Here is an 18,952-nt window from a genome sequence, read left to right on the forward strand (position 1 = left end):
TAATGATCTCAGCGGTTTTTAACAGGCGAATTCTGCCTGTAATTCAGCAGAGATTATAAGAAAAAAATGTGATAAAACTTTTAAGATACACGCAAACGATTTCATACAACTCTAATTAGGGTCGACAGTCATGATCCCACAGATTTCTCAGGCACCTGGCGTCGTTCAGCTGGTGCTTAATTTTTTGCAGGCACTGGAGCAACAGGGTTTTACAGGTGATACCGCCACGAACTATGCCGACAGGCTGACGATGGCGACCGATAACAGTATCTACCAGCTTCTTCCCGATGCCGTGGTTTTCCCCCGTTCAACGGCCGACGTCGCGCTTATCGCCCGGCTCGCCACGCAGGAGCGGTTTGCCTCGCTGGTCTTTACGCCGCGCGGCGGCGGCACCGGGACCAACGGTCAGGCGCTGAACCAGGGCATCATTGTTGATATGTCGCGCTATATGAACCGCATCATTGAGATCAACCCGGAGGAGGGGTGGGTGCGGGTCGAAGCGGGCGTCATCAAAGATCAGCTTAATCAGTATCTCAAGCCTTACGGCTACTTTTTTGCCCCGGAGCTCTCCACCAGCAACCGCGCGACCCTTGGCGGGATGATTAACACGGATGCCTCCGGCCAGGGCTCGCTGGTCTACGGTAAAACCTCCGATCACGTGCTGGGCGTTCGTGCCGTTCTGCTGGGTGGCGATATTCTTGATACGCAGCCAATGCCGGTCGAACTGGCGGAAACGTTGGGTAACGATAATACCGCTATCGGGCGCATCTATCGCACCGTGCTGGAACGCTGTCGCGACAACCGCCAGCTTATTCTCGATAAATTCCCCAAGCTGAACCGCTTCCTGACCGGGTACGATCTGCGTCACGTCTTTAACGATGACCTGACCCAGTTTGATTTAACCCGCGTGCTGACCGGCTCCGAAGGGACGCTGGCGTTTATTACCGAAGCGCGGCTGGATATCACCCGCTTGCCGAAAGTGCGTCGCCTGGTAAACGTCAAATACGACTCCTTCGACTCCGCGCTGCGCAATGCGCCGTTTATGGTGCAAGCGCAGGCGCTGTCGGTGGAGACCGTCGACTCTAAGGTACTCAATCTGGCCCGGGAAGATATTGTCTGGCACTCCGTAAGCGACCTCATTACCGACGTGCCGGACAAAGAGATGCTCGGTCTCAACATCGTGGAATTTGCCGGCGATGATGCGGAGCTGATTGAGCGGCAGGTCACCACGCTCTGCCAGCGGCTGGATGAGCTGATTGCGCAGGGTGAAGGCGGCGTGATCGGCTGGCAGCTCTGTAACGATCTGGCCGGGATTGAGCGTATCTATGCGATGCGTAAAAAAGCCGTGGGCCTGCTCGGTAATGCGAAAGGGGCGGCGAAGCCCATTCCCTTTGCCGAAGATACCTGCGTGCCGCCCGAGCATCTGGCGGATTACATCGTGGAGTTTCGCGCCCTGCTGGACAGCCACGGCCTGAGCTATGGCATGTTCGGCCACGTCGACGCCGGGGTACTGCACGTGCGTCCGGCGCTGGACATGTGCGACCCGCAGCAGGAGATCCTGATGAAGCAGATCTCCGACGACGTGGTGGCCTTAACCGCCAAATACGGCGGCCTGCTGTGGGGAGAGCACGGGAAAGGGTTCCGCGCGGAATACAGCCCGGCATTCTTTGGCGAACAGCTCTACGCGGAATTGCGTAAGGTGAAAGCGGCGTTCGACCCGCACAACCGCCTCAACCCGGGTAAAATCTGCCCGCCTGAAGGCGTAGACGCGCCAATGCTGCAGGTGGATGCCGTCAAGCGCGGCACCTACGACAGGCAGATCCCGATTGCGGTGCGCTCGTCCTGGCGCGGCGCGATGGAGTGCAACGGCAATGGCCTGTGCTTTAACTTTGATGTGAAAAGCCCGATGTGCCCGTCGATGAAAATCACCAGCAACCGTATCCACTCGCCGAAAGGGCGGGCGACGCTGGTGCGCGAGTGGCTGCGTCTGCTGGCCGACCGCGGGGTGGATCCGCTCAGGCTGGAGCAGGAGCTGCCGGAAAAACGGGCCAGCCTGCGCTCGCTGATTGAGCGCACCCGCAACAGCTGGCATGCCAACAAGGGCGAGTACGATTTCTCCCATGAGGTGAAAGAGGCGATGTCCGGCTGTCTGGCCTGTAAAGCCTGCTCTACCCAGTGCCCGATTAAAATCGACGTGCCGGAATTCCGCTCGCGTTTCCTGCAGCTTTACCACACCCGATACCTCCGCCCGGTGCGCGACCATCTGGTGGCGACGGTGGAAAGCTACGCGCCGCTGATGGCGCGGGCGCCAAAGACCTTCAACTTCTTTATCAACCAGCCGCTGGTGCGCAAGCTCTCCGAAAAACACATCGGCATGGTCGATCTCCCGCTGCTGTCGGTCCCGTCTCTGCAGCGCCAGCTTGTCGGCCACCGTTCGGCGAACATGACCCTCGAACAGCTGGAGGCGCTCGCTCCGGAGCAAAAAGCGAATGTGGTGCTGGTGGTGCAGGATCCGTTCACCAGCTACTACGATGCGCAGGTTGTGGCCGATTTCGTCCGTCTGGCGGAGAAGGTGGGTTACCAGCCGGTGGTTCTGCCGTTCTCTCCCAACGGCAAGGCGCAGCACATTAAGGGTTTCCTGAAGCGATTTGCGAAGACCGCGCAGAAAACGTCTGACTTCTTAAACCGCGTGGCGCAACTCGGGATACCGATGGTCGGCGTCGATCCGGCGCTGGTGCTTTGCTATCGCGATGAATATAAGCAGACGCTGGGCGATAAGCGCGGCGATTTTAACGTCATGCTGGTGCACGAGTGGCTTCCGGTGGCGCTGGCAGATAAGGCCGTTCAGGACGTCAGCGGTGAACCGTGGTATCTGTTCGGCCACTGCACGGAAGTGACCGCGCTGCCGGGTGCCCCCGCGCAGTGGGCGTCCGTTTTTGCCCGCTTCGGTGCGAAGCTGGAGAGCGTCAACGTAGGCTGCTGCGGGATGGCCGGAACCTACGGACACGAAGTGAAAAACCACGCCAACTCGCTCGGCATCTATGAGCTGTCCTGGCATCAGGCGATGCAGCGTTTGCCGCGAAACCGCTGTCTGGCGACAGGCTACTCCTGCCGCAGCCAGGTAAAACGGGTAGAAGGTAACGGTGTGCGTCACCCATTGCAGGCTTTACTGGAGATAATTGGATGATCTGGAAACGTGCCGTCACGCTGCAGGCGCTGAACGCCATGGGCGAGGGGAATATGGTGGGGCTGCTGGATATCCAGTTCATCCGCATTGGCGACGATGAAATTGAGGCCACCATGCCGGTCGATAGTCGCACCCACCAGCCGTTTGGTTTATTGCACGGCGGGGCCTCCGTCGTGCTGGCCGAAACGCTGGGCTCGGTGGCGGGGTATCTCTGTACCGAAGGGGAGCAGAAGGTTGTCGGACTCGAGGTGAATGCTAACCACATTCGCTCGGTGCGCAGCGGGCGCGTGCGCGGTGTTTGCCGCGCGCTGCACGCCGGAAGCCGCCATCAGGTGTGGCAGATAGATATTCTCGATGAGCAGGATCGCCTGTGCTGCTCGTCGCGGCTGACCACGGCGGTTGTGTAAAGTTTTCAGATGTTTTGCCTTTGGTCAAAAACTAGCCAGTCCGTTGTGATATACTGGTCAGGTTTTGTACATAAGCGAGGACATCATGGATACTGAAATAACCCCAACACAGCTGGCAATTGAATATTTACGTCGCGATAAAAGCAACCTGTCTCCGGCGCAGTACCTGAAAAAGCTGAAACAGCTTGAGCTGGAATTTACAGATTTGCTGGCGCTCTCTTCGAATGAACTGAAAGAAGAGATCTACTTTGCCTGGCGGTTGGGCGTTCACGTCCATTAAGTACATGAGAGTAAAAGGGCCGCGAGTGCGGCCTTTTTTGTGTCTGAAATTCAGTATCGGGCGGCGGTGACGCCACCCGATATTTTCCTCAGACATTGACGGCGTTGATCAGCCGCGACTTCATGGACTGATACGCAGACGCCGCAAAATCCTCCGCCCAGCGCTGGTCCTCAATCGCCTCCAGCTGCACCGCGCAGTACTTCGTTTCCGGCGTTTTGGAGATGGGATCGAGATTATCCTGGGTCAGCTCGTTGCAGGCGCCAATCCACCATTGATAGGTCATATAGACCGCCCCGGGGTTGATACGCTCGCTAATGCTGGCGCGGGTAATCACTTTGCCGCGACGCGAACGCACCCAGACCAGCTGGCCCTCTGAGATGCCCAGCTTTTCCGCATCGGCTGGGTTCATTTGCACCCGGCCCGGCTCATCGGCCAGGCTTTGCAGCGCGGCGCAGTTCCCGGTCATCGAGCGGCAGGAGTAGTGTCCCACTTCACGAACCGTACACAGCACCAGCGGGAAATCCGCGTCCGGAGTTTCCGCCGGCGCGCGCCACGGGGCGGCAAAGAGCTGGCCTTTACCGGTTGGGGTGTCGAACTGATTGTCTTTATACAGGTACGGCGTTCCCGGATGATCCAGCGTCGGGCACGGCCACTGCACGTGGCCCATCTCGCCCATTTTTTCATACGTCACGCCGTAGAAGAGCGAGCACAGCTCGCGCATTTCATCCCAGACCTGCTGGTTGTCGTCATAATGCATCGGGTAGCCCATCTCGGTGGCGAGCAGGCTGATGATTTCCCAGTCGCGCTTCACGTTGCCGCTGGCCTCAATGGCTTTGCCAAAACGCTGGAACCCGCGATCGGCACAGGTAAAGACGCCGCCGTGTTCACCCCAGGAGGTGGCAGGAAGCAGGACGTCCGCCACTTCTGCCGTTTTGGTCATAAAGATGTCCTGAACCACCACAAAGTCGAGCGCCTCAAAACCGCTGCGAACGAGACCGAGATCGGCTTCGGTCTGAAGCGGATCTTCCCCCATGATGTAGTAGGCCTTGACCTTGCCTTCCAGCGCCAGATGGGGCACCTCGGTAATGCGCGTTCCGACCCGATCGTCCATTTTATTGACGTCAATTCCCCAGGCATCGGCAAACTTCTGCCTGACCGCCGGATCGGTCACATCCTGATAGCCCGGGAACATATTCGGCAGAACGCCCATATCGCAGGCGCCCTGAACGTTGTTTTGTCCGCGCACCGGCCCGACGCCGACGGCAGGGCGGCCGAGGTTGCCGGTCAGCAGCGCCAGGCTGGAAAGCCCTTTAACCACATCCACGGCCTGACCAAACTGGGTCACGCCCATCCCCCACATCACGGTGGCGGAAGGGGCCGCCGCGAAGGTGCGCATCGCCTGGCGAACGTCGCGGGCGGGAATGCCGGTAAGATGCTCAACCGTCTCTGGCGCATAGTCTTTCACCGTCTGGCGATAGGCCTCAAGCCCCTCGGTAAAGCGTGCCACGTAGCTTTTGTCGTAGAGCTCCTCTTCCAGCAGCACGTAGCCAAAGGCGTTTACCAGCGCCATGTTGCTGCCGTTTTTCAGCTGCAGATGCTGGTCGGCAATGCGCGCCGTTTCAATGCGCCGCGGATCGCAGACGATAATTTTTGCGCCGTTTTCACGCGCTTTCAGCACGCGCCGGGCGACGATGGGGTGGGAGTCCGCGCAGTTATAGCCAAACACCAGCAGGCATTTTGAGTTTTCAATATCGTTGATTGAGTTGCTCATCGCGCCGTTGCCGAGCGTCTCCTGTAAACCGGCCACGGAAGGGCCGTGACAGACGCGCGCGCAGCAGTCCACGTTGTTGGTGTTCAGCACCGCGCGGGCAAATTTTTGCATCACATAGTTTGTTTCATTGCCGGTTCCGCGAGAGGATCCGGTGGTCATGATCGACCGCGGCCCGTGCTGCGCTTTAATGCTGCTGAGTTTGTGCGCGGTGTAGCGGATAGCCTCTTGCCAGGTAACGGGAGTGAATGCCTCGCCTTTATGGTAGCGGATCATCGGCTGGGTCAGACGCGGGGTGAGCAGACGGGTATCGTTGAGGAAGTCCCAGCCGTAAAAGCCTTTCAGACACAGGGTACCCTGGTTTGTGACGCCTTCTGCGGCTTCGGCACGGATGATACGGTTATTTTCAACGACAAGGTTTAATTTACAGCCTGCACCGCAGTAGGGGCAGACGCTGGCGATCTTTTTCATCAATAACAGACCTGTTAAGAAATGAAGCAAAGTTGACTGGAAAACCCAGTCCCGTAAGCAGAGGTAAGCAGGAACCGTGCCAGGTTGGCTTTGCTGGTTTAACAGGGTGTTAAGCGGGGAAGGCGCGTGTCATCGTCAGAACATTTGTCAGTTTTGACGATGACACGAAAGCAGGATGAGTGGCCGTGAAATTACAGGTCGTCCATGGTGTAGCCCACGACAATTTCTAGCGTCTTGCGAATCACATCCGCCTGAACCACGTCGTGAGTGGCTTCTAGTGTCTGAATGAGCCAGAGGATAATCGCTTTATTGGACAGATGACCTTCGGAGGCCAGAACACAGCGTACTGCAGTAGAAAAAACAGCGGACTCTTCAGCAAAACGATCGCCTGCGTGACGGAAGTATTCCGACAGCGCACTGTCTAAAAACGCAGAATGATATTCGGGTTGAAGCTGAATATTTTGTCTCATTTGTTCTCACCGTAGCTGTTAATTGCAGTCAATGTATTTTCTTTGGATCGGACGGTTTTCCACTTCCAAACAACGGCACAACATTGTCCCGGTTATCGTTGAGAGGTCCCTCTCTTTTCGTTCGTCCTTGCGCGGTTCTGCGACGTGTAAAGGCGATGCTGTTTGAGCCGATCTCGGCAATCACCACCGCAAGTGTCTCCCGCCGCCGGGGATCCTTTTCATGTTCTTTCATGATCCGCAGACGCTGAAGCAATCCTTCGGTTGTTACCGGTCCCCGCTCTTTCAAAAGAGAGAGAACGGCTTCACCGATAAGCGTGTCGATCAGTTTGTCTGCGTTACTGCTCTTCATATCCTTACCGTTCGAAGAGCAGACCAAGCAGCTTGTGGTAATGCTCTTCCTCTTCCGGGCCATCGGCCTTTTCGAGGCGGCTGAGCAATTTTGTACAAAGCGATTTGCGATTCAGATTTCGCCCGTCGCTGAGAATTTCAACAACCACCTGGCCCAGCGTCTCCTGCTGGGTAGGAAGCACGGCTTTATCGAAGTACTGTGCGATTGCTGCTGCGGAATCTGCGACGTAACCTTTCTGCTGCATGTTTCGCTCCTGTAAAATTTTGTAATCAGTAACGTTACATTTAAGGTATACATAATTTCAAAATCTGTACATAGAAAATGTACAATTTTTTAAATTTTTTTCGATATATTTTATAAATTATTTATTTTTCATTTTGTTAGGTGTTGAGTGGGGTGCGGTAGCTATGCAGGATATATTGTACAAAAAGCGCGGCCGCTGGTAAGTTGTACAGTTGAGAAAAAAGGCCATATTAACTGCCGTAAATGATTGAGATGTAGATTATTTGTCAGGCAATTAATGTGCTATAAATGAACCTTATCCACCTCTTTTGTGGCCAAACCCCTAACCCCAGGAATCGCATGCTCACCACCATCATTTACCGCAGTCATATCTGCGAGGACGTTCCAGTGAAAGCGCTGGAAGTCATGGTTGCTGCTGCAAATAGTAAAAACCAGCAATCCAATATCACGGGGATCCTGCTGTTTAATGGCACACATTTTTTTCAGCTGCTTGAAGGGCCAGTGGAACACGTTTCTGCCATCTATGAGCAGATTTGCAACGACCCTCGCCACCACAACGTAGTGGAGCTGATGCGCGATCACGGACCTGTCCGTCGTTTTGGCAACGTGGGCATGGAGCTTTTTGATTTACGCCACTTCGACAGGGACGAGGTGCTGCAAGAGGTGCTCAACAGGGGGACGACGCGCTATCAGCTGACGTACAACGACCGCCCGCTGCAGTTTTTCCGCACCTTTGTCGAGGCCACGGAAAAAGCGAACTATTTTGAACTGCCTCCTGCGGATTCCTGGGAATTCGTGCGCGAAGAGACGCGCTTGTCCGCGCAGCCCGAGGTGGTCGCGAAAGGGGCGGATTGCAGCTTCGCGTTCCAGCCGATAGTCGATCCATTTATGCAGCAGGTCGTCTCCTGGGAGGCGCTTCTCCGCACGCCTGACGGCGGCGCGCCGGGAGTTTACTTCGCCAGTCTGCCGCGTGACGACGTGTATGCCTCGGATTTACAAAGCAAGCAGGTTGCGCTCTCCATGGCCAGCGCGCTGGGGCTACAGGACCAGACGTTATCCCTTAACCTGCTGCCGATGACGCTGGTCAACATTCCAAACGCCGTGGATTTCCTGCTCACCGCCATTGAAGCAAATGGGTTTGTACCCGAGCAAATTGTGGTGGAGTTTACCGAGAGCGAAGCCATTTCCCGATTCGATGAATTCACGGATTCGGTCAGGCAGTTAAAAAGCGCGGGCATCAGCGTGACGATCGATCACTTTGGTGCCGGATTTGCCGGGTTGCAGCTGCTGGCTCAGTTTCAGCCGGACAGAATTAAGATTAATCGCGATCTGGTCGCAAACGTGCACAAAAGTGGTCCCCGACAGGCCATTATCCAGGCGATTATCAAATGCTGTGCCTCGCTTGAGATCCAGTTCTGCGCGGTGGGGGTAGAGAAGGCTGAAGAGTGGATGTGGCTGGAGTCAGCGGGAATATCCCAGTTCCAGGGGCATCTTTTTGCCAGCCCGCGACACGGCGGTATTCCCGCGATTGCGTGGCCGGAGAAAAAGTTCGAATTCTGATAAAGCTGTACACAATCCGGCAGAGTTAACTGTACGAACGGCAAATTTTATACAACAATGTATTAACAGGTGGATGGAAAAGAACCCCGTTCACCGGTTCAAAATGCGGTCTTAGTTATACAAATAGTGTGTACAATCTGATAAGGTTGGTGCAGTTAGGTATGGAAGTTCTGAGCGTGAGGGAGTTAATGGCCTATTACAGTATCGGCGAAGTGGCCGAACGATGCGGTATCAACCCCGTTACGCTGCGTGCCTGGCAGCGCCGTTATGGATTGTTGAAGCCGCAGCGCAGCGAAGGGGGCCATCGTCAGTTTGACGATGAAGATATCCTGCGTATCGAAGAGATCAAACGCCTGATGAAAAGCGGCGTCTCGGTCGGAAAAGTCAAAGCCTTGCTGGAAAACAAAGAAGTTTTGACGCAGGGCAACTGGGTTTCATTCCAGGAAGAGATGATGACCGTTCTGCGTTACGCCAGCCCGGCAAAGCTGCGTGCCAAAATTGGCGAGTTCCGCCGAGATCACGCGATAGACGCGCTGATTGACAATATTATTTCTCCCGTCCGTCAGCGCATGAACCAGGACCAAAATACCGTGCGTCACATGGCAAGCCTCTTAGACGGAGTTCTGATTGAATTCGCGATTGCAAGCCTGGCGGAGTCCCGCAAGAAAGCCGGTAAAGACGCACTGTTGATTGGCTGGGAATGCGATGACCGCACCCACCTGTGGCTGGAAGCCGCGCGCCTGGCGCAGAAGGGCTGGCACATTGACGTCCTGGCGGAACCCATCGATTCGCCGCGTCCTGAACTGTTCCCCGGGCAAAAAATCTTCGTCTGGACGGGGAAATCCCCAACGCCTCGCCAGCAGGAACAGCTCGACCACTGGCGTGAACAGGGATTTGCTGTCGCATTTCATCATTGAGTATTAAGAGGCCTTAAGGGCCTTTTTTGTTTTTGTCATTTTCTGTGCAAAATCTATCTCAAAAATAGGCATTTCCGATGCATATTTTACTTTTCTTCTCTTCGTTATGAATGCCGCGACGAAATGCATTATTAATCAATGCATTGAACAAATACATCCATCCTGACTGCATCCTCTCACAGGGTCTATGCTTAATAAAACCAGGCAAAAAGGGCGCTTTAGCCGAATGCCCCTGCTGACAGAGGGTTGAAGTGATAATCGTTATCACTAACATGGTGTTATGCCCTGATGGCTTATCAGATGAGGTGGACCTATGGAACTGCATTCAGAAACCTTTAATCCTGCCGATTTCGCCTGGCGCGGCTTAACGCTCACGCCAGCGGCGGCAGCACATATTCACGAGCTGGTGGCGAAAAAGCCCGAGATCCTCGGCGTGCGTTTAGGCGTCAAACAGACCGGCTGCGCGGGTTTCGGCTACGTGCTCGACACCGTCACCGAACCCGAGAAAGATGACCTGGTGTTCGAGACTGACGGCGCGAAGCTGTACGTTGCGCTGCAGGCTATGCCCTTTATCGACGGCACCGAAGTGGACTACGTCCGCGAAGGCTTAAACCAGTTATTCAAATTTCATAACCCGAAAGCCCAGAACGAATGCGGCTGTGGCGAAAGCTTTGGGGTATAGGCGGTGCTATGTCTCGTAATACTGAAGCAACGAGTGAAGTAAATACCTGGGGCGGTGGACACCTCAACTATAAAGAGGGGTTCTTCACCCAGCTCCAGACAGATGAGCTGGCGAAAGGCATTAACGAAGATGTCGTGCGGGCGATCTCGGCGAAACGTAACGAACCCGAGTGGATGCTGGAGTTCCGCCTGAGCGCCTTCCGTGCCTGGCTGGAGATGGAAGAGCCGCACTGGCTGAAAGCGCACTACGACAGGCTGAACTATCAGGATTACAGCTACTATTCTGCGCCCTCCTGCGGCAGCTGTGACGATACCTGCGCCTCGCAGCCCGGCGCGGTGCAGCAAACTGGCGCTGAAAACAGCTTCCTCAGCAAAGAGGTGGAAGAGGCCTTTAACCAGCTTGGCGTGCCCGTTCGCGAAGGGAAAGAGGTGGCGGTGGACGCCATTTTCGACTCCGTCTCGGTGGCCACCACCTACCGCGAGAAGCTGGCAGAGCAGGGGATCATTTTCTGCTCCTTCGGCGAAGCGATTCACGATCATCCGGAACTGGTGAAAAAGTACATCGGGACCGTAGTGCCTTCAAACGATAACTTCTTTGCGGCGCTCAACGCGGCGGTAGCCTCTGACGGCACCTTTATCTATGTACCGAAAGGCGTGCGCTGTCCGATGGAGCTTTCCACCTATTTCCGCATCAATGCCGAAAAAACCGGCCAGTTCGAACGCACGATTCTGGTCGCGGATGAAGGCAGCTACGTCAGCTATATCGAAGGGTGCTCCGCCCCGGTTCGCGACAGCTACCAGCTGCACGCGGCGGTGGTGGAGGTCATTATTCATAAAGACGCCGAGGTGAAATACTCCACGGTGCAAAACTGGTTCCCGGGCGACGGCAATACCGGCGGTATCCTGAACTTCGTCACCAAGCGCGCGCTGTGCGAAGGCGAAAACAGCAAGATGTCGTGGACCCAGTCTGAAACCGGCTCGGCCATCACCTGGAAATACCCGAGCTGCATTCTGCGCGGGGATAACTCCATCGGTGAGTTTTACTCCGTGGCGCTGACCAGCGGCCACCAGCAGGCCGATACCGGCACCAAGATGATCCACATAGGTAAAAACACCAGGTCGACCATTATCTCGAAAGGCATTTCCGCCGGGCACAGCCAGAACAGCTATCGCGGGCTGGTGAAAATCATGCCGACGGCCACCAATGCGCGAAACTTTACCCAGTGTGATTCGATGCTGATCGGCGCAGACTGCGGGGCGCACACCTTCCCGTACGTTGAGTGCCGTAACAATACGGCCCAGCTTGAGCACGAGGCGACGACGTCACGCATTGGGGAAGATCAGCTCTTCTACTGCCTGCAGCGGGGGATCAGCGAAGAAGACGCCATCTCGATGATCGTTAACGGCTTCTGTAAGGATGTGTTCTCTGAACTGCCCCTGGAATTTGCCGTTGAAGCCCAGAAACTCCTCGCCATTAGTCTTGAACACAGCGTCGGTTAAGGAAAGCACATGTTAAGCATTAAAGATTTACAGGTCAGCGTAGAAGACAAAGCCATCCTGCGTGGCCTCAATTTTGACGTCAAGCCGGGGGAAGTCCACGCTATCATGGGGCCGAACGGTTCCGGGAAAAGTACGCTTTCCGCGACGCTGGCGGGGCGCGAAGATTATGAGGTGACCCACGGCTCGGTCGAGTTCAACGGCAAAGATCTGCTGGAGATGTCGCCGGATGACCGCGCGGGAGAGGGCATCTTTATGGCCTTCCAGTACCCGGTCGAAATTCCGGGCGTCAGCAACCAGTTCTTCCTGCAGACGGCGCTGAATGCGGTTCGCAAGTATCGCGGCCTGGAGGCGCTGGACCGCTTTGACTTCCAGGACCTGATGGAAGAGAAGATCAAGCTGCTGAAAATGCCGGAAGATCTGCTCACCCGCTCGGTGAACGTTGGCTTTTCCGGCGGCGAGAAAAAGCGTAACGACATTCTGCAGATGGCCGTGCTGGAGCCCGAGCTGTGCATTCTGGATGAGACCGACTCCGGTCTGGATATCGACGCCCTGAAGATTGTCGCTGACGGGGTGAACTCCCTGCGCGACGGCAAGCGTTCGTTCATTATCGTCACCCACTACCAGCGCATTCTGGACTACATCAAGCCGGATTACGTTCACGTGCTTTATCAGGGGCGTATTGTGAAATCTGGTGATTTCACGCTGGTTAAACAACTGGAGGAGCAGGGCTATGGCTGGCTTACCGAACAGCAGTAATGCGCTCCAGCAGTGGCACCGGCTGTTTGAAGCCCAGGGTGGCACCCGCTCTGAGCAGGCGCAGCAGCATCTGCAGCAGATGCTGCGTCTCGGCCTGCCGACGCGTAAGCATGAGAACTGGAAATACACCCCGCTCGATGGCCTGCTGAACGCCGAGTTTGTGACCCGTCTGGCGGATCTTACCCCGGCGCAGCGTGACGCGCTGGCCGTAAACGTGGACGCCGTGCGCCTGGTGTTTGTCGACGGTGAGTTCCGTCCGGAGCTGAGCGACGCCCTTCAGGGGAGCGGATTTGAGATTGAGATAAACGACGATCGCCGGCCCCTGAGCGCCCCGGTTCAGCCTGAGGTTTTCCTGCACCTGACCGAGAGCCTGGCCCGCAGCGTGACGCATATCGGCGTGAAGCGTAACCAGCGTCCGGCAAAACCGCTGCTGCTGATGCACATCACCCAGGGGCTGGACGGCGACGAAATCAACACCGCGCACTATCGCCACCATCTTGAGCTGGCGGAGGGGGCTGAGGCCACGGTGATTGAACATTACGTCAGCCTCAACGAGACGCGCCATTTTACCGGCTCGCGTTTGACGATGAATGTGGCGGCCAATGCCCAGCTTCACCACGTCAAGCTGGCGTTTGAGAATGCGCAGAGCCACCACTTTGCCCATAACGACATTGTGCTGGGTCAGGATGCCGCAGCGTACAGCCATAGCTTCCTGCTCGGCGGGTCTGTGCTGCGCCACAACACCAGCACGCAGCTTAACGGCGAAAATACCACGCTGCGCATCAACAGTCTGGCGATGCCGGTTAAATCAGAGGTGTGCGACACGCGCACCTGGCTGGAGCACAACAAGGGCTACTGCAACAGCCGCCAGCTGCACAAAACTATCGTGAGTGACAGAGGTCGCGCGGTGTTTAACGGCCTGATTAACGTGGCGCAGCACGCCATTAAAACCGACGGGCAGATGACCAACAACAATCTGCTGTTAGGGCGCCTGGCGGAGGTGGACACCAAACCGCAGCTTGAGATCTACGCCGACGACGTGAAGTGTAGCCACGGTGCGACGGTCGGGCGCATCGACGACGAGCAGATGTTCTACCTGCGTTCCCGCGGTATCGACCAGCAGGCGGCGCAGAAAATGATTATCTACGCGTTTGCCGCCGAACTGACGGAAGCGCTGCAAGATGGTCAGTTGAAACAGCAGGTGCTGGCGCGTATCGGTAAGCGCCTGCCTGGAGGCGAAGCATGAGTTTTCCCGTCGAGAAAGTGCGGGCAGATTTCCCGGTTCTGACCCGTGAAGTGAACGGTCTTCCTCTGGCCTATCTGGACAGCGCGGCCAGCGCGCAGAAGCCGAACCCGGTCGTGGATGCGGAAGCCGAGTTTTATCGCCACGGCTACGCCGCCGTGCATCGCGGTATTCATACCCTGAGCGCCGAGGCGACCCAGCGTATGGAAAACGTGCGCACGCAAATTGCCGCCTTCCTCAATGCAAAATCGCCCGAGGAGCTGGTCTTCGTGCGCGGAACCACCGAAGGAATCAACCTTGTCGCTAACAGCTGGGGCAACGCGCAGGTCCACACGGGGGATAACATCATCATCACCCAGATGGAGCACCACGCCAATATCGTGCCGTGGCAGATGCTCTGCGAGCGCGTTGGCGCGCAGCTGCGGGTGATCCCGCTGAACGCCGATGGGACGCTGCAGCTCGAGCAGCTCGATGCACTGCTAGACGATAAAACGCGGCTGGTGGCGGTCACCCAGGTCTCTAACGTGCTCGGGACTGAAAACCCGGTGGCAGAGATTGTCGAAAAAGCCCATCAGGCCGGCGCGAAGGTGCTGATTGACGGCGCCCAGGCCGTAATGCACCACGCGGTTGACGTTCAGGCGCTGGACTGCGATTTCTACGTCTTCTCAGGCCACAAGCTCTATGGGCCGACCGGGATCGGCGTGCTCTACGTGAAGGAAGACATTCTGCAGGCGATGCCGCCATGGGAAGGGGGCGGCTCGATGATCGCCACCGTCAGCCTGACCGAAGGCACCACCTACGCGCGCGCGCCGTGGCGTTTTGAGGCGGGTACGCCCAACACCGGCGGGATTATCGGGCTGGGGGCGGCGGTTTCCTACGTCTCCGCAATCGGCCTTGATAGCATTCAGGAGTACGAACAGCTGCTGATGCACTATGCGCTTGCCGAGCTTGCCAGCGTGCCGGATCTGACCCTCTACGGGCCTGCCGACCGGCAAGGGGTGATCGCGTTTAATCTCGGGAAACATCACGCCTATGACGTGGGCAGTTTCCTCGATAACTACGGCGTGGCGGTCCGTACCGGGCACCACTGCGCCATGCCGCTGATGGCGTTTTACCAGGTGCCGGCAATGTGCCGCGCGTCGCTGGTGATGTACAACACAACGGAAGAGGTCGACAGGCTGGTGGCGGGGCTTAAGCGCATTCACCAGCTGCTGGGCTAACGGAGAGGCAAAAGATGGCAGAACTGCCGGACAGAGACAAATTGCTGCGCAACTTTGGGCGTTGCGCAAACTGGGAAGAGAAGTACCTTTATATCATCGAGCTGGGGCAGCGTCTGCCGCCGCTCGGTGAAGAGGCGCATAACCCGGAAAACAGTATTCAGGGCTGTCAGAGCCAGGTGTGGATTGTGATGGAGCAGTCTGACGACGGCACGATAGCACTGCACGGCGACAGCGATGCGGCCATTGTAAAAGGGCTTATTGCGGTCGTCTTTATTCTTTACCACCGGATGTCGGCGCAGGATATTGTTGCGTTTGACGTCCGCCCGTGGTTTGAAAAAATGGCCCTGACCCAACACCTCACCCCGTCACGCTCCCAGGGACTGGAAGCGATGATTCGCGCGATTCGCGCCAAAGCTGCAATCCTTAGCTAGACTTACAGAACAGCATTCATTCTGTTTCGCGAGGTGGTTCCCGCCTCGCTGGTTTTTCAGCTTTCTGGCGTCCTGCCAGTGAATAAGGAATCTCAGCATGAAGCGCGCGTCTCTCATAACTCTATTACTCCTCAGTTCGCTCGGCGCACTTAATTCGGCCCGCGCGATGGACTATCCGTTGCCGCCCGCAGGCAGTCGCCTGATTGGGCAAAATCAAACCTACACGATACAGGAAGGGGATAATAAGCTGCAGACCATCGCCCGCCGGTTTAATACCGCGGCGCAGGTGATTCTGGAAACGAACAATACCATTGCGCCGGTAAACCCTGCGCCGGGAACCGTCATTACCATTCCGTCGCAAATGCTGTTGCCGGACACGCCGCGCGAGGGGATTGTGGTGAATCTCGCAGAGCTTCGGCTCTACTACTTCCCGCCGGGAGAGAACATCGTTCAGGTTTTTCCGCTGGGTATCGGACAGCTGGGGCTGGAAACGCCGGTGACGACCACGCGGGTGAGCCAGAAGATCCCGAATCCCACCTGGACACCCACGCCGGGCATCAGAGCACGCTCTCTGGAGCAGGGCATTAAATTGCCTCCGGTGGTACCTGCCGGGCCAAACAACCCGCTGGGGCGCTTTGCACTGCGTTTAGGCGTGGGCAACGGGGAATATCTCATCCACGGCACCAGCGCGCCGGACAGCGTGGGCCTGCGAGTCAGCTCCGGCTGTATGCGGATGAACGCCCCGGATATCAAAGCGCTGTTCGAACAGGTGCGGGTTGGCACGCGGGTACAGATTATTAATGAACCCGTGAAGTTCTCCGTGGAGCCGGACGGTAAACGCTATATTGAGGTCCACCGTCCGCTGGCGCAGGCTGAGGGAGAAAACCCGCAGGTCTCGCCCATTACCCACTCCGCCGACTTTGCGAACTTTGTTTCTCAGGCTGGAAGCGATAAGGCGCTGATTGAGAAAGCCCTGGCACGTCGTGCGGGCATCCCGGTTATCGTGTCGTCAGGGAGCGGTCCTTCAGCCAGCAATAGCGTATTGTCGGTGCAGAACAGCCGGGTGTCTGCTGCGGTAGCGGAAGATGAAGGGGAGAAGGTGACGCAGTAGCCGTTTGACTCAGGCAAAAAAAATGGCGCACAATGTGCGCCATTTTATTAACAGGTACTATTACTTACGGTATTTAGTAGCCTGGTTGTCCAGACGCTGGTTAGCGCGAGCTGCGTCGTCTTTAGCAGCCTGAACGTCGGAACGCATTGCGTTCACGTCGTTGCTCAGCTGGTCAACTTTAGCGTTCAGAGTCTGAACGTCAGAAGACAGCTGATCGATTTTAGCGTTGCTGGAGCAACCAGCCAGCAGAGTAGAACCCAGGATTACCGCGCCCAGTACCAGTTTAGTACGATTCATTATTAATACCCTCTAGATTGAGTTAATCTCCATGTAGCGTTACAAGTATTACACAAAGTTTTTTGGGTTGAGAATATTTTTTTGATGGGAATACACCTATTTTTGATCGTTCGCTCAAAGAAGCATCGAATCAGCCCTTTTCGGGCAAAAATCTAAGGAAAAAAAGGCATTTATCATCGGATTCATCTTAGATAAATCGCAATTAAATAGAGAAACCCGATTTGCAATTTGAATGACTTTGGCTAATGCCAGGAATAAAAAAAGCGCCCGGAGGGCGCTTTTTATCAAAATTAATTCGTTCGGGAATTATTACAGCACGTGAACAGATGCGGTATTGGTGGTTCCGCTTGGTACCAGCGCGCCAGAAACCATGACCACAACGTCACCTTTCTGTGCCAGACCACGATCAACCAGCTCCAGAGCCACTTCTTTACCCAGACGGTAAAAATCATCCGTAGACGCGATCTCTTTCACCAGGTGAGGGATCACGCCTTTGCTCAGCACCAGCTGACGAGCCGTGGTTTCGTTGGTGGTCAGCGCCAGGATAGTCGCATCCGGGAAGTATTTACGCACCGCCCGAGCTGATTTACCGCCCTGGGTGGCAACCACGATCAGCGGCGCTTCCAGCTTCTCAGCCGTTTCTACTGCACCGCGGCATACCGCTTCGGTGATGCGCAGCTTGCGGCTGTCGTTGTTGTAGTCCAGACGGCTTTTCATTACGCGGTCGGTACGTTCGCAGATGGTGGCCATGATGGACACCGCTTCCAGCGGATATTTACCTTTTGCGGATTCGCCGGACAGCATAACGGCATCAGTACCGTCGAGGATGGCGTTAGCCACGTCGCCTGCTTCTGCGCGGGTTGGGCGTGGGTTTTTGATCATGGAGTCCAGCATCTGCGTTGCGGTGATAACCACTTTGCGCGCGCGAACACATTTCTCGATCATCATCTTCTGCGCGAAGATCACTTCTTCAACCGGGATTTCTACGCCCAGGTCGCCACGTGCAACCATGATGCCGTCAGACGCTTCGAGGATTTCGTCGAAGTTGTTCAGGCCTTCCTGGTTTTCAATTTTAGAGATGATCTGGATCTTCTCGCCGCCGTGCGCTTTCAGGTGCTCACGAATTTCAACCACGTCTGAGCGCTTACGGATGAAGGAGGCCGCAACAAAGTCAACGCCTTGTTCGCAACCGAAGATCAGGTCCTGTTTGTCTTTTTCAGCCAGTGCTGGCAGTGCGATAGAGACGCCCGGCAGGTTAACGCCTTTGTTTTCGCCCAGGTCGCCGTTGTTCAGCACTTTACAGATAACCTTGTTGCCTTCGATAGCGGTGACTTCCATACCGATCAGACCATCGTCTACCAGCACGGTGTTACCGACGGACAGGTCGTTGGTGAAGCCTTCATAGGTCACTGCAACGATTTCGCTGTTGCCGACAACGGATTTGTCGGTGGTGAAGGTGAAGGTCTGGCCCGCTTTCAGAGAGACGTCGTTACCGCCTTCCAGTTTGATGGTACGGATTTCTGGACCTTTGGTGTCCAGCAGGATGGCAGCTTTTTTACCGGTCTTGCTCATCACGTTGCGCAAGTTCTGGATACGCTGACCGTGTTCTGCGTAATCACCGTGGGAGAAGTTCAGACGCATCACGTTCATGCCGGCGTCCAGCATTTTGGTCAGCATCTCTTCAGATTCGGTTTTCGGGCCGATAGTACAAACAATTTTCGTCTTTTTCATGACAGTCTTAGTCTTTAAGTTGGGAAGGATATGGAAATCTCGCTCCGGGGGCGCACCGCCGCGGAGTCAAACCTGTGTTGCAAAAGAGTATATGACACGCACTAAGGATAGGAGACATCAAATGAGCGTGCAGAAGAAAGTGTGCCTGAGTGACAGCCCAACGAAGGAGAGGAGAAGTTGTACGTTGTTTTTTGTATTCCAAGCGCTGAAACCATTCACCAGGGATTAGGCGCGCATTATACGCTGATTTTAAGATAAAAGGAAAATGGAAACGGTGTTTCAGAAATAATCTGTGCAGTTTCACATAATATTGTTATCAAGGCGTTAAGC

At 55.8% G+C, this 18,952-nt stretch carries 18 protein-coding genes; 12 read left to right on the forward strand and 6 right to left on the reverse strand.

Annotated features, from left to right (window positions below):
• Positions 1-130 precede the first annotated feature (130 nt).
• The 3 genes from ACMWLG_RS02795 to ACMWLG_RS02805 all read left to right on the forward strand — a co-directional run bounded on the left by ACMWLG_RS02795 (position 131) and on the right by ACMWLG_RS02805 (position 3,874).
• Entirely contained in the window at positions 131-3,187 is a 3,057-nt protein-coding gene (locus ACMWLG_RS02795; RefSeq protein ID WP_045401452.1) for an FAD-binding and (Fe-S)-binding domain-containing protein, read from the forward strand.
• On the forward strand, positions 3,184-3,594 hold the full coding sequence (menI, locus tag ACMWLG_RS02800) for a 1,4-dihydroxy-2-naphthoyl-CoA hydrolase (RefSeq protein WP_023311321.1): 411 nt from the start codon (positions 3,184-3,186) through the stop codon (positions 3,592-3,594). The genes ACMWLG_RS02795 and menI overlap by 4 nt, the downstream gene beginning before the upstream one ends.
• Positions 3,595-3,679: 85 nt before the next feature.
• Positions 3,680-3,874 (forward strand): YdiH family protein, encoded by a 195-nt coding sequence (locus ACMWLG_RS02805; protein WP_003857766.1) that lies wholly within the window; start codon positions 3,680-3,682, stop codon positions 3,872-3,874.
• 88 nt (positions 3,875-3,962) lie between these two features.
• Here ACMWLG_RS02805 and fdhF read toward each other — a convergent pair whose 3' ends face one another.
• From fdhF to ycgZ, 4 genes are all read right to left on the reverse strand, one after another.
• Positions 3,963-6,113: a formate dehydrogenase subunit alpha gene (gene fdhF / locus ACMWLG_RS02810; RefSeq protein WP_045401449.1), complete on the reverse strand. Its 2,151-nt coding sequence runs from the start codon at positions 6,111-6,113 to the stop codon at positions 3,963-3,965.
• A gap of 191 nt (positions 6,114-6,304) precedes the next feature.
• Complete coding sequence (locus ACMWLG_RS02815) at positions 6,305-6,583, reverse strand: biofilm/acid-resistance regulator YmgB/AriR (protein ID WP_023311323.1); 279 nt, start codon at positions 6,581-6,583, stop codon at positions 6,305-6,307.
• Positions 6,584-6,611: 28 nt separating this feature from the next.
• Positions 6,612-6,932: a hypothetical protein gene (locus ACMWLG_RS02820; RefSeq protein WP_045401446.1), complete on the reverse strand. Its 321-nt coding sequence runs from the start codon at positions 6,930-6,932 to the stop codon at positions 6,612-6,614.
• Between the two features lie 4 nt (positions 6,933-6,936).
• Positions 6,937-7,176 (reverse strand): regulatory protein YcgZ, encoded by a 240-nt coding sequence (ycgZ, locus tag ACMWLG_RS02825; RefSeq protein ID WP_045401442.1) that lies wholly within the window; start codon positions 7,174-7,176, stop codon positions 6,937-6,939.
• Between the two features lie 338 nt (positions 7,177-7,514).
• On the opposite strand from ycgZ, the gene ACMWLG_RS02830 reads away from it, so the two are divergent.
• The 9 genes from ACMWLG_RS02830 (at position 7,515) to ldtE (ending at position 16,594) form a co-directional block, all read left to right on the forward strand.
• Complete coding sequence (locus ACMWLG_RS02830; RefSeq protein ID WP_023311325.1) at positions 7,515-8,735, forward strand: diguanylate phosphodiesterase; 1,221 nt, start codon at positions 7,515-7,517, stop codon at positions 8,733-8,735.
• 188 nt (positions 8,736-8,923) lie between these two features.
• The gene (locus ACMWLG_RS02835; RefSeq protein ID WP_023311326.1) at positions 8,924-9,652 is read left to right on the forward strand and encodes a MerR family transcriptional regulator; all 729 of its coding nucleotides are present in this window, start codon (positions 8,924-8,926) and stop codon (positions 9,650-9,652) included.
• 313 nt (positions 9,653-9,965) lie between these two features.
• A complete protein-coding gene (sufA, locus tag ACMWLG_RS02840) occupies positions 9,966-10,334 on the forward strand; it encodes a Fe-S cluster assembly scaffold SufA (protein WP_008500631.1) in 369 nt (122 codons plus the stop codon).
• Between the two features lie 8 nt (positions 10,335-10,342).
• Positions 10,343-11,833: a Fe-S cluster assembly protein SufB gene (gene sufB / locus ACMWLG_RS02845; RefSeq protein ID WP_045401439.1), complete on the forward strand. Its 1,491-nt coding sequence runs from the start codon at positions 10,343-10,345 to the stop codon at positions 11,831-11,833.
• Between the two features lie 9 nt (positions 11,834-11,842).
• Complete coding sequence (gene sufC / locus ACMWLG_RS02850; RefSeq protein ID WP_045401437.1) at positions 11,843-12,589, forward strand: Fe-S cluster assembly ATPase SufC; 747 nt, start codon at positions 11,843-11,845, stop codon at positions 12,587-12,589.
• Entirely contained in the window at positions 12,564-13,835 is a 1,272-nt protein-coding gene (gene sufD, locus ACMWLG_RS02855) for a Fe-S cluster assembly protein SufD (protein ID WP_045401433.1), read from the forward strand. Before sufC ends, sufD begins: the two co-directional genes overlap by 26 nt.
• Positions 13,832-15,052: a cysteine desulfurase SufS gene (gene sufS / locus ACMWLG_RS02860; protein WP_045353784.1), complete on the forward strand. Its 1,221-nt coding sequence runs from the start codon at positions 13,832-13,834 to the stop codon at positions 15,050-15,052. The genes sufD and sufS overlap by 4 nt, the downstream gene beginning before the upstream one ends.
• A 14-nt stretch (positions 15,053-15,066) precedes the next feature.
• Positions 15,067-15,483, forward strand: coding sequence for a cysteine desulfuration protein SufE (gene sufE, locus ACMWLG_RS02865; protein ID WP_023311331.1), 417 nt, complete (start codon positions 15,067-15,069; stop codon positions 15,481-15,483).
• Between the two features lie 97 nt (positions 15,484-15,580).
• The gene (gene ldtE / locus ACMWLG_RS02870; RefSeq protein WP_045401430.1) at positions 15,581-16,594 is read left to right on the forward strand and encodes a L,D-transpeptidase LdtE; all 1,014 of its coding nucleotides are present in this window, start codon (positions 15,581-15,583) and stop codon (positions 16,592-16,594) included.
• Between the two features lie 60 nt (positions 16,595-16,654).
• Here ldtE and lpp read toward each other — a convergent pair whose 3' ends face one another.
• Both lpp and pykF read right to left on the reverse strand, forming a co-directional pair.
• Positions 16,655-16,891 (reverse strand): murein lipoprotein Lpp, encoded by a 237-nt coding sequence (gene lpp, locus ACMWLG_RS02875; protein ID WP_001082307.1) that lies wholly within the window; start codon positions 16,889-16,891, stop codon positions 16,655-16,657.
• A gap of 309 nt (positions 16,892-17,200) precedes the next feature.
• Positions 17,201-18,622, reverse strand: a complete 1,422-nt coding sequence (gene pykF, locus ACMWLG_RS02880; protein WP_029739779.1) for a pyruvate kinase PykF — start codon at positions 18,620-18,622, stop codon at positions 17,201-17,203.
• Positions 18,623-18,952 lie beyond the last annotated feature (330 nt).

Origin of the sequence: Enterobacter sp. 01-M-02-SI-ECC (assembly GCF_047530595.1) — a bacterium.
In the GTDB taxonomy this organism is placed as follows: domain Bacteria; phylum Pseudomonadota; class Gammaproteobacteria; order Enterobacterales; family Enterobacteriaceae; genus Enterobacter; species Enterobacter cloacae_M.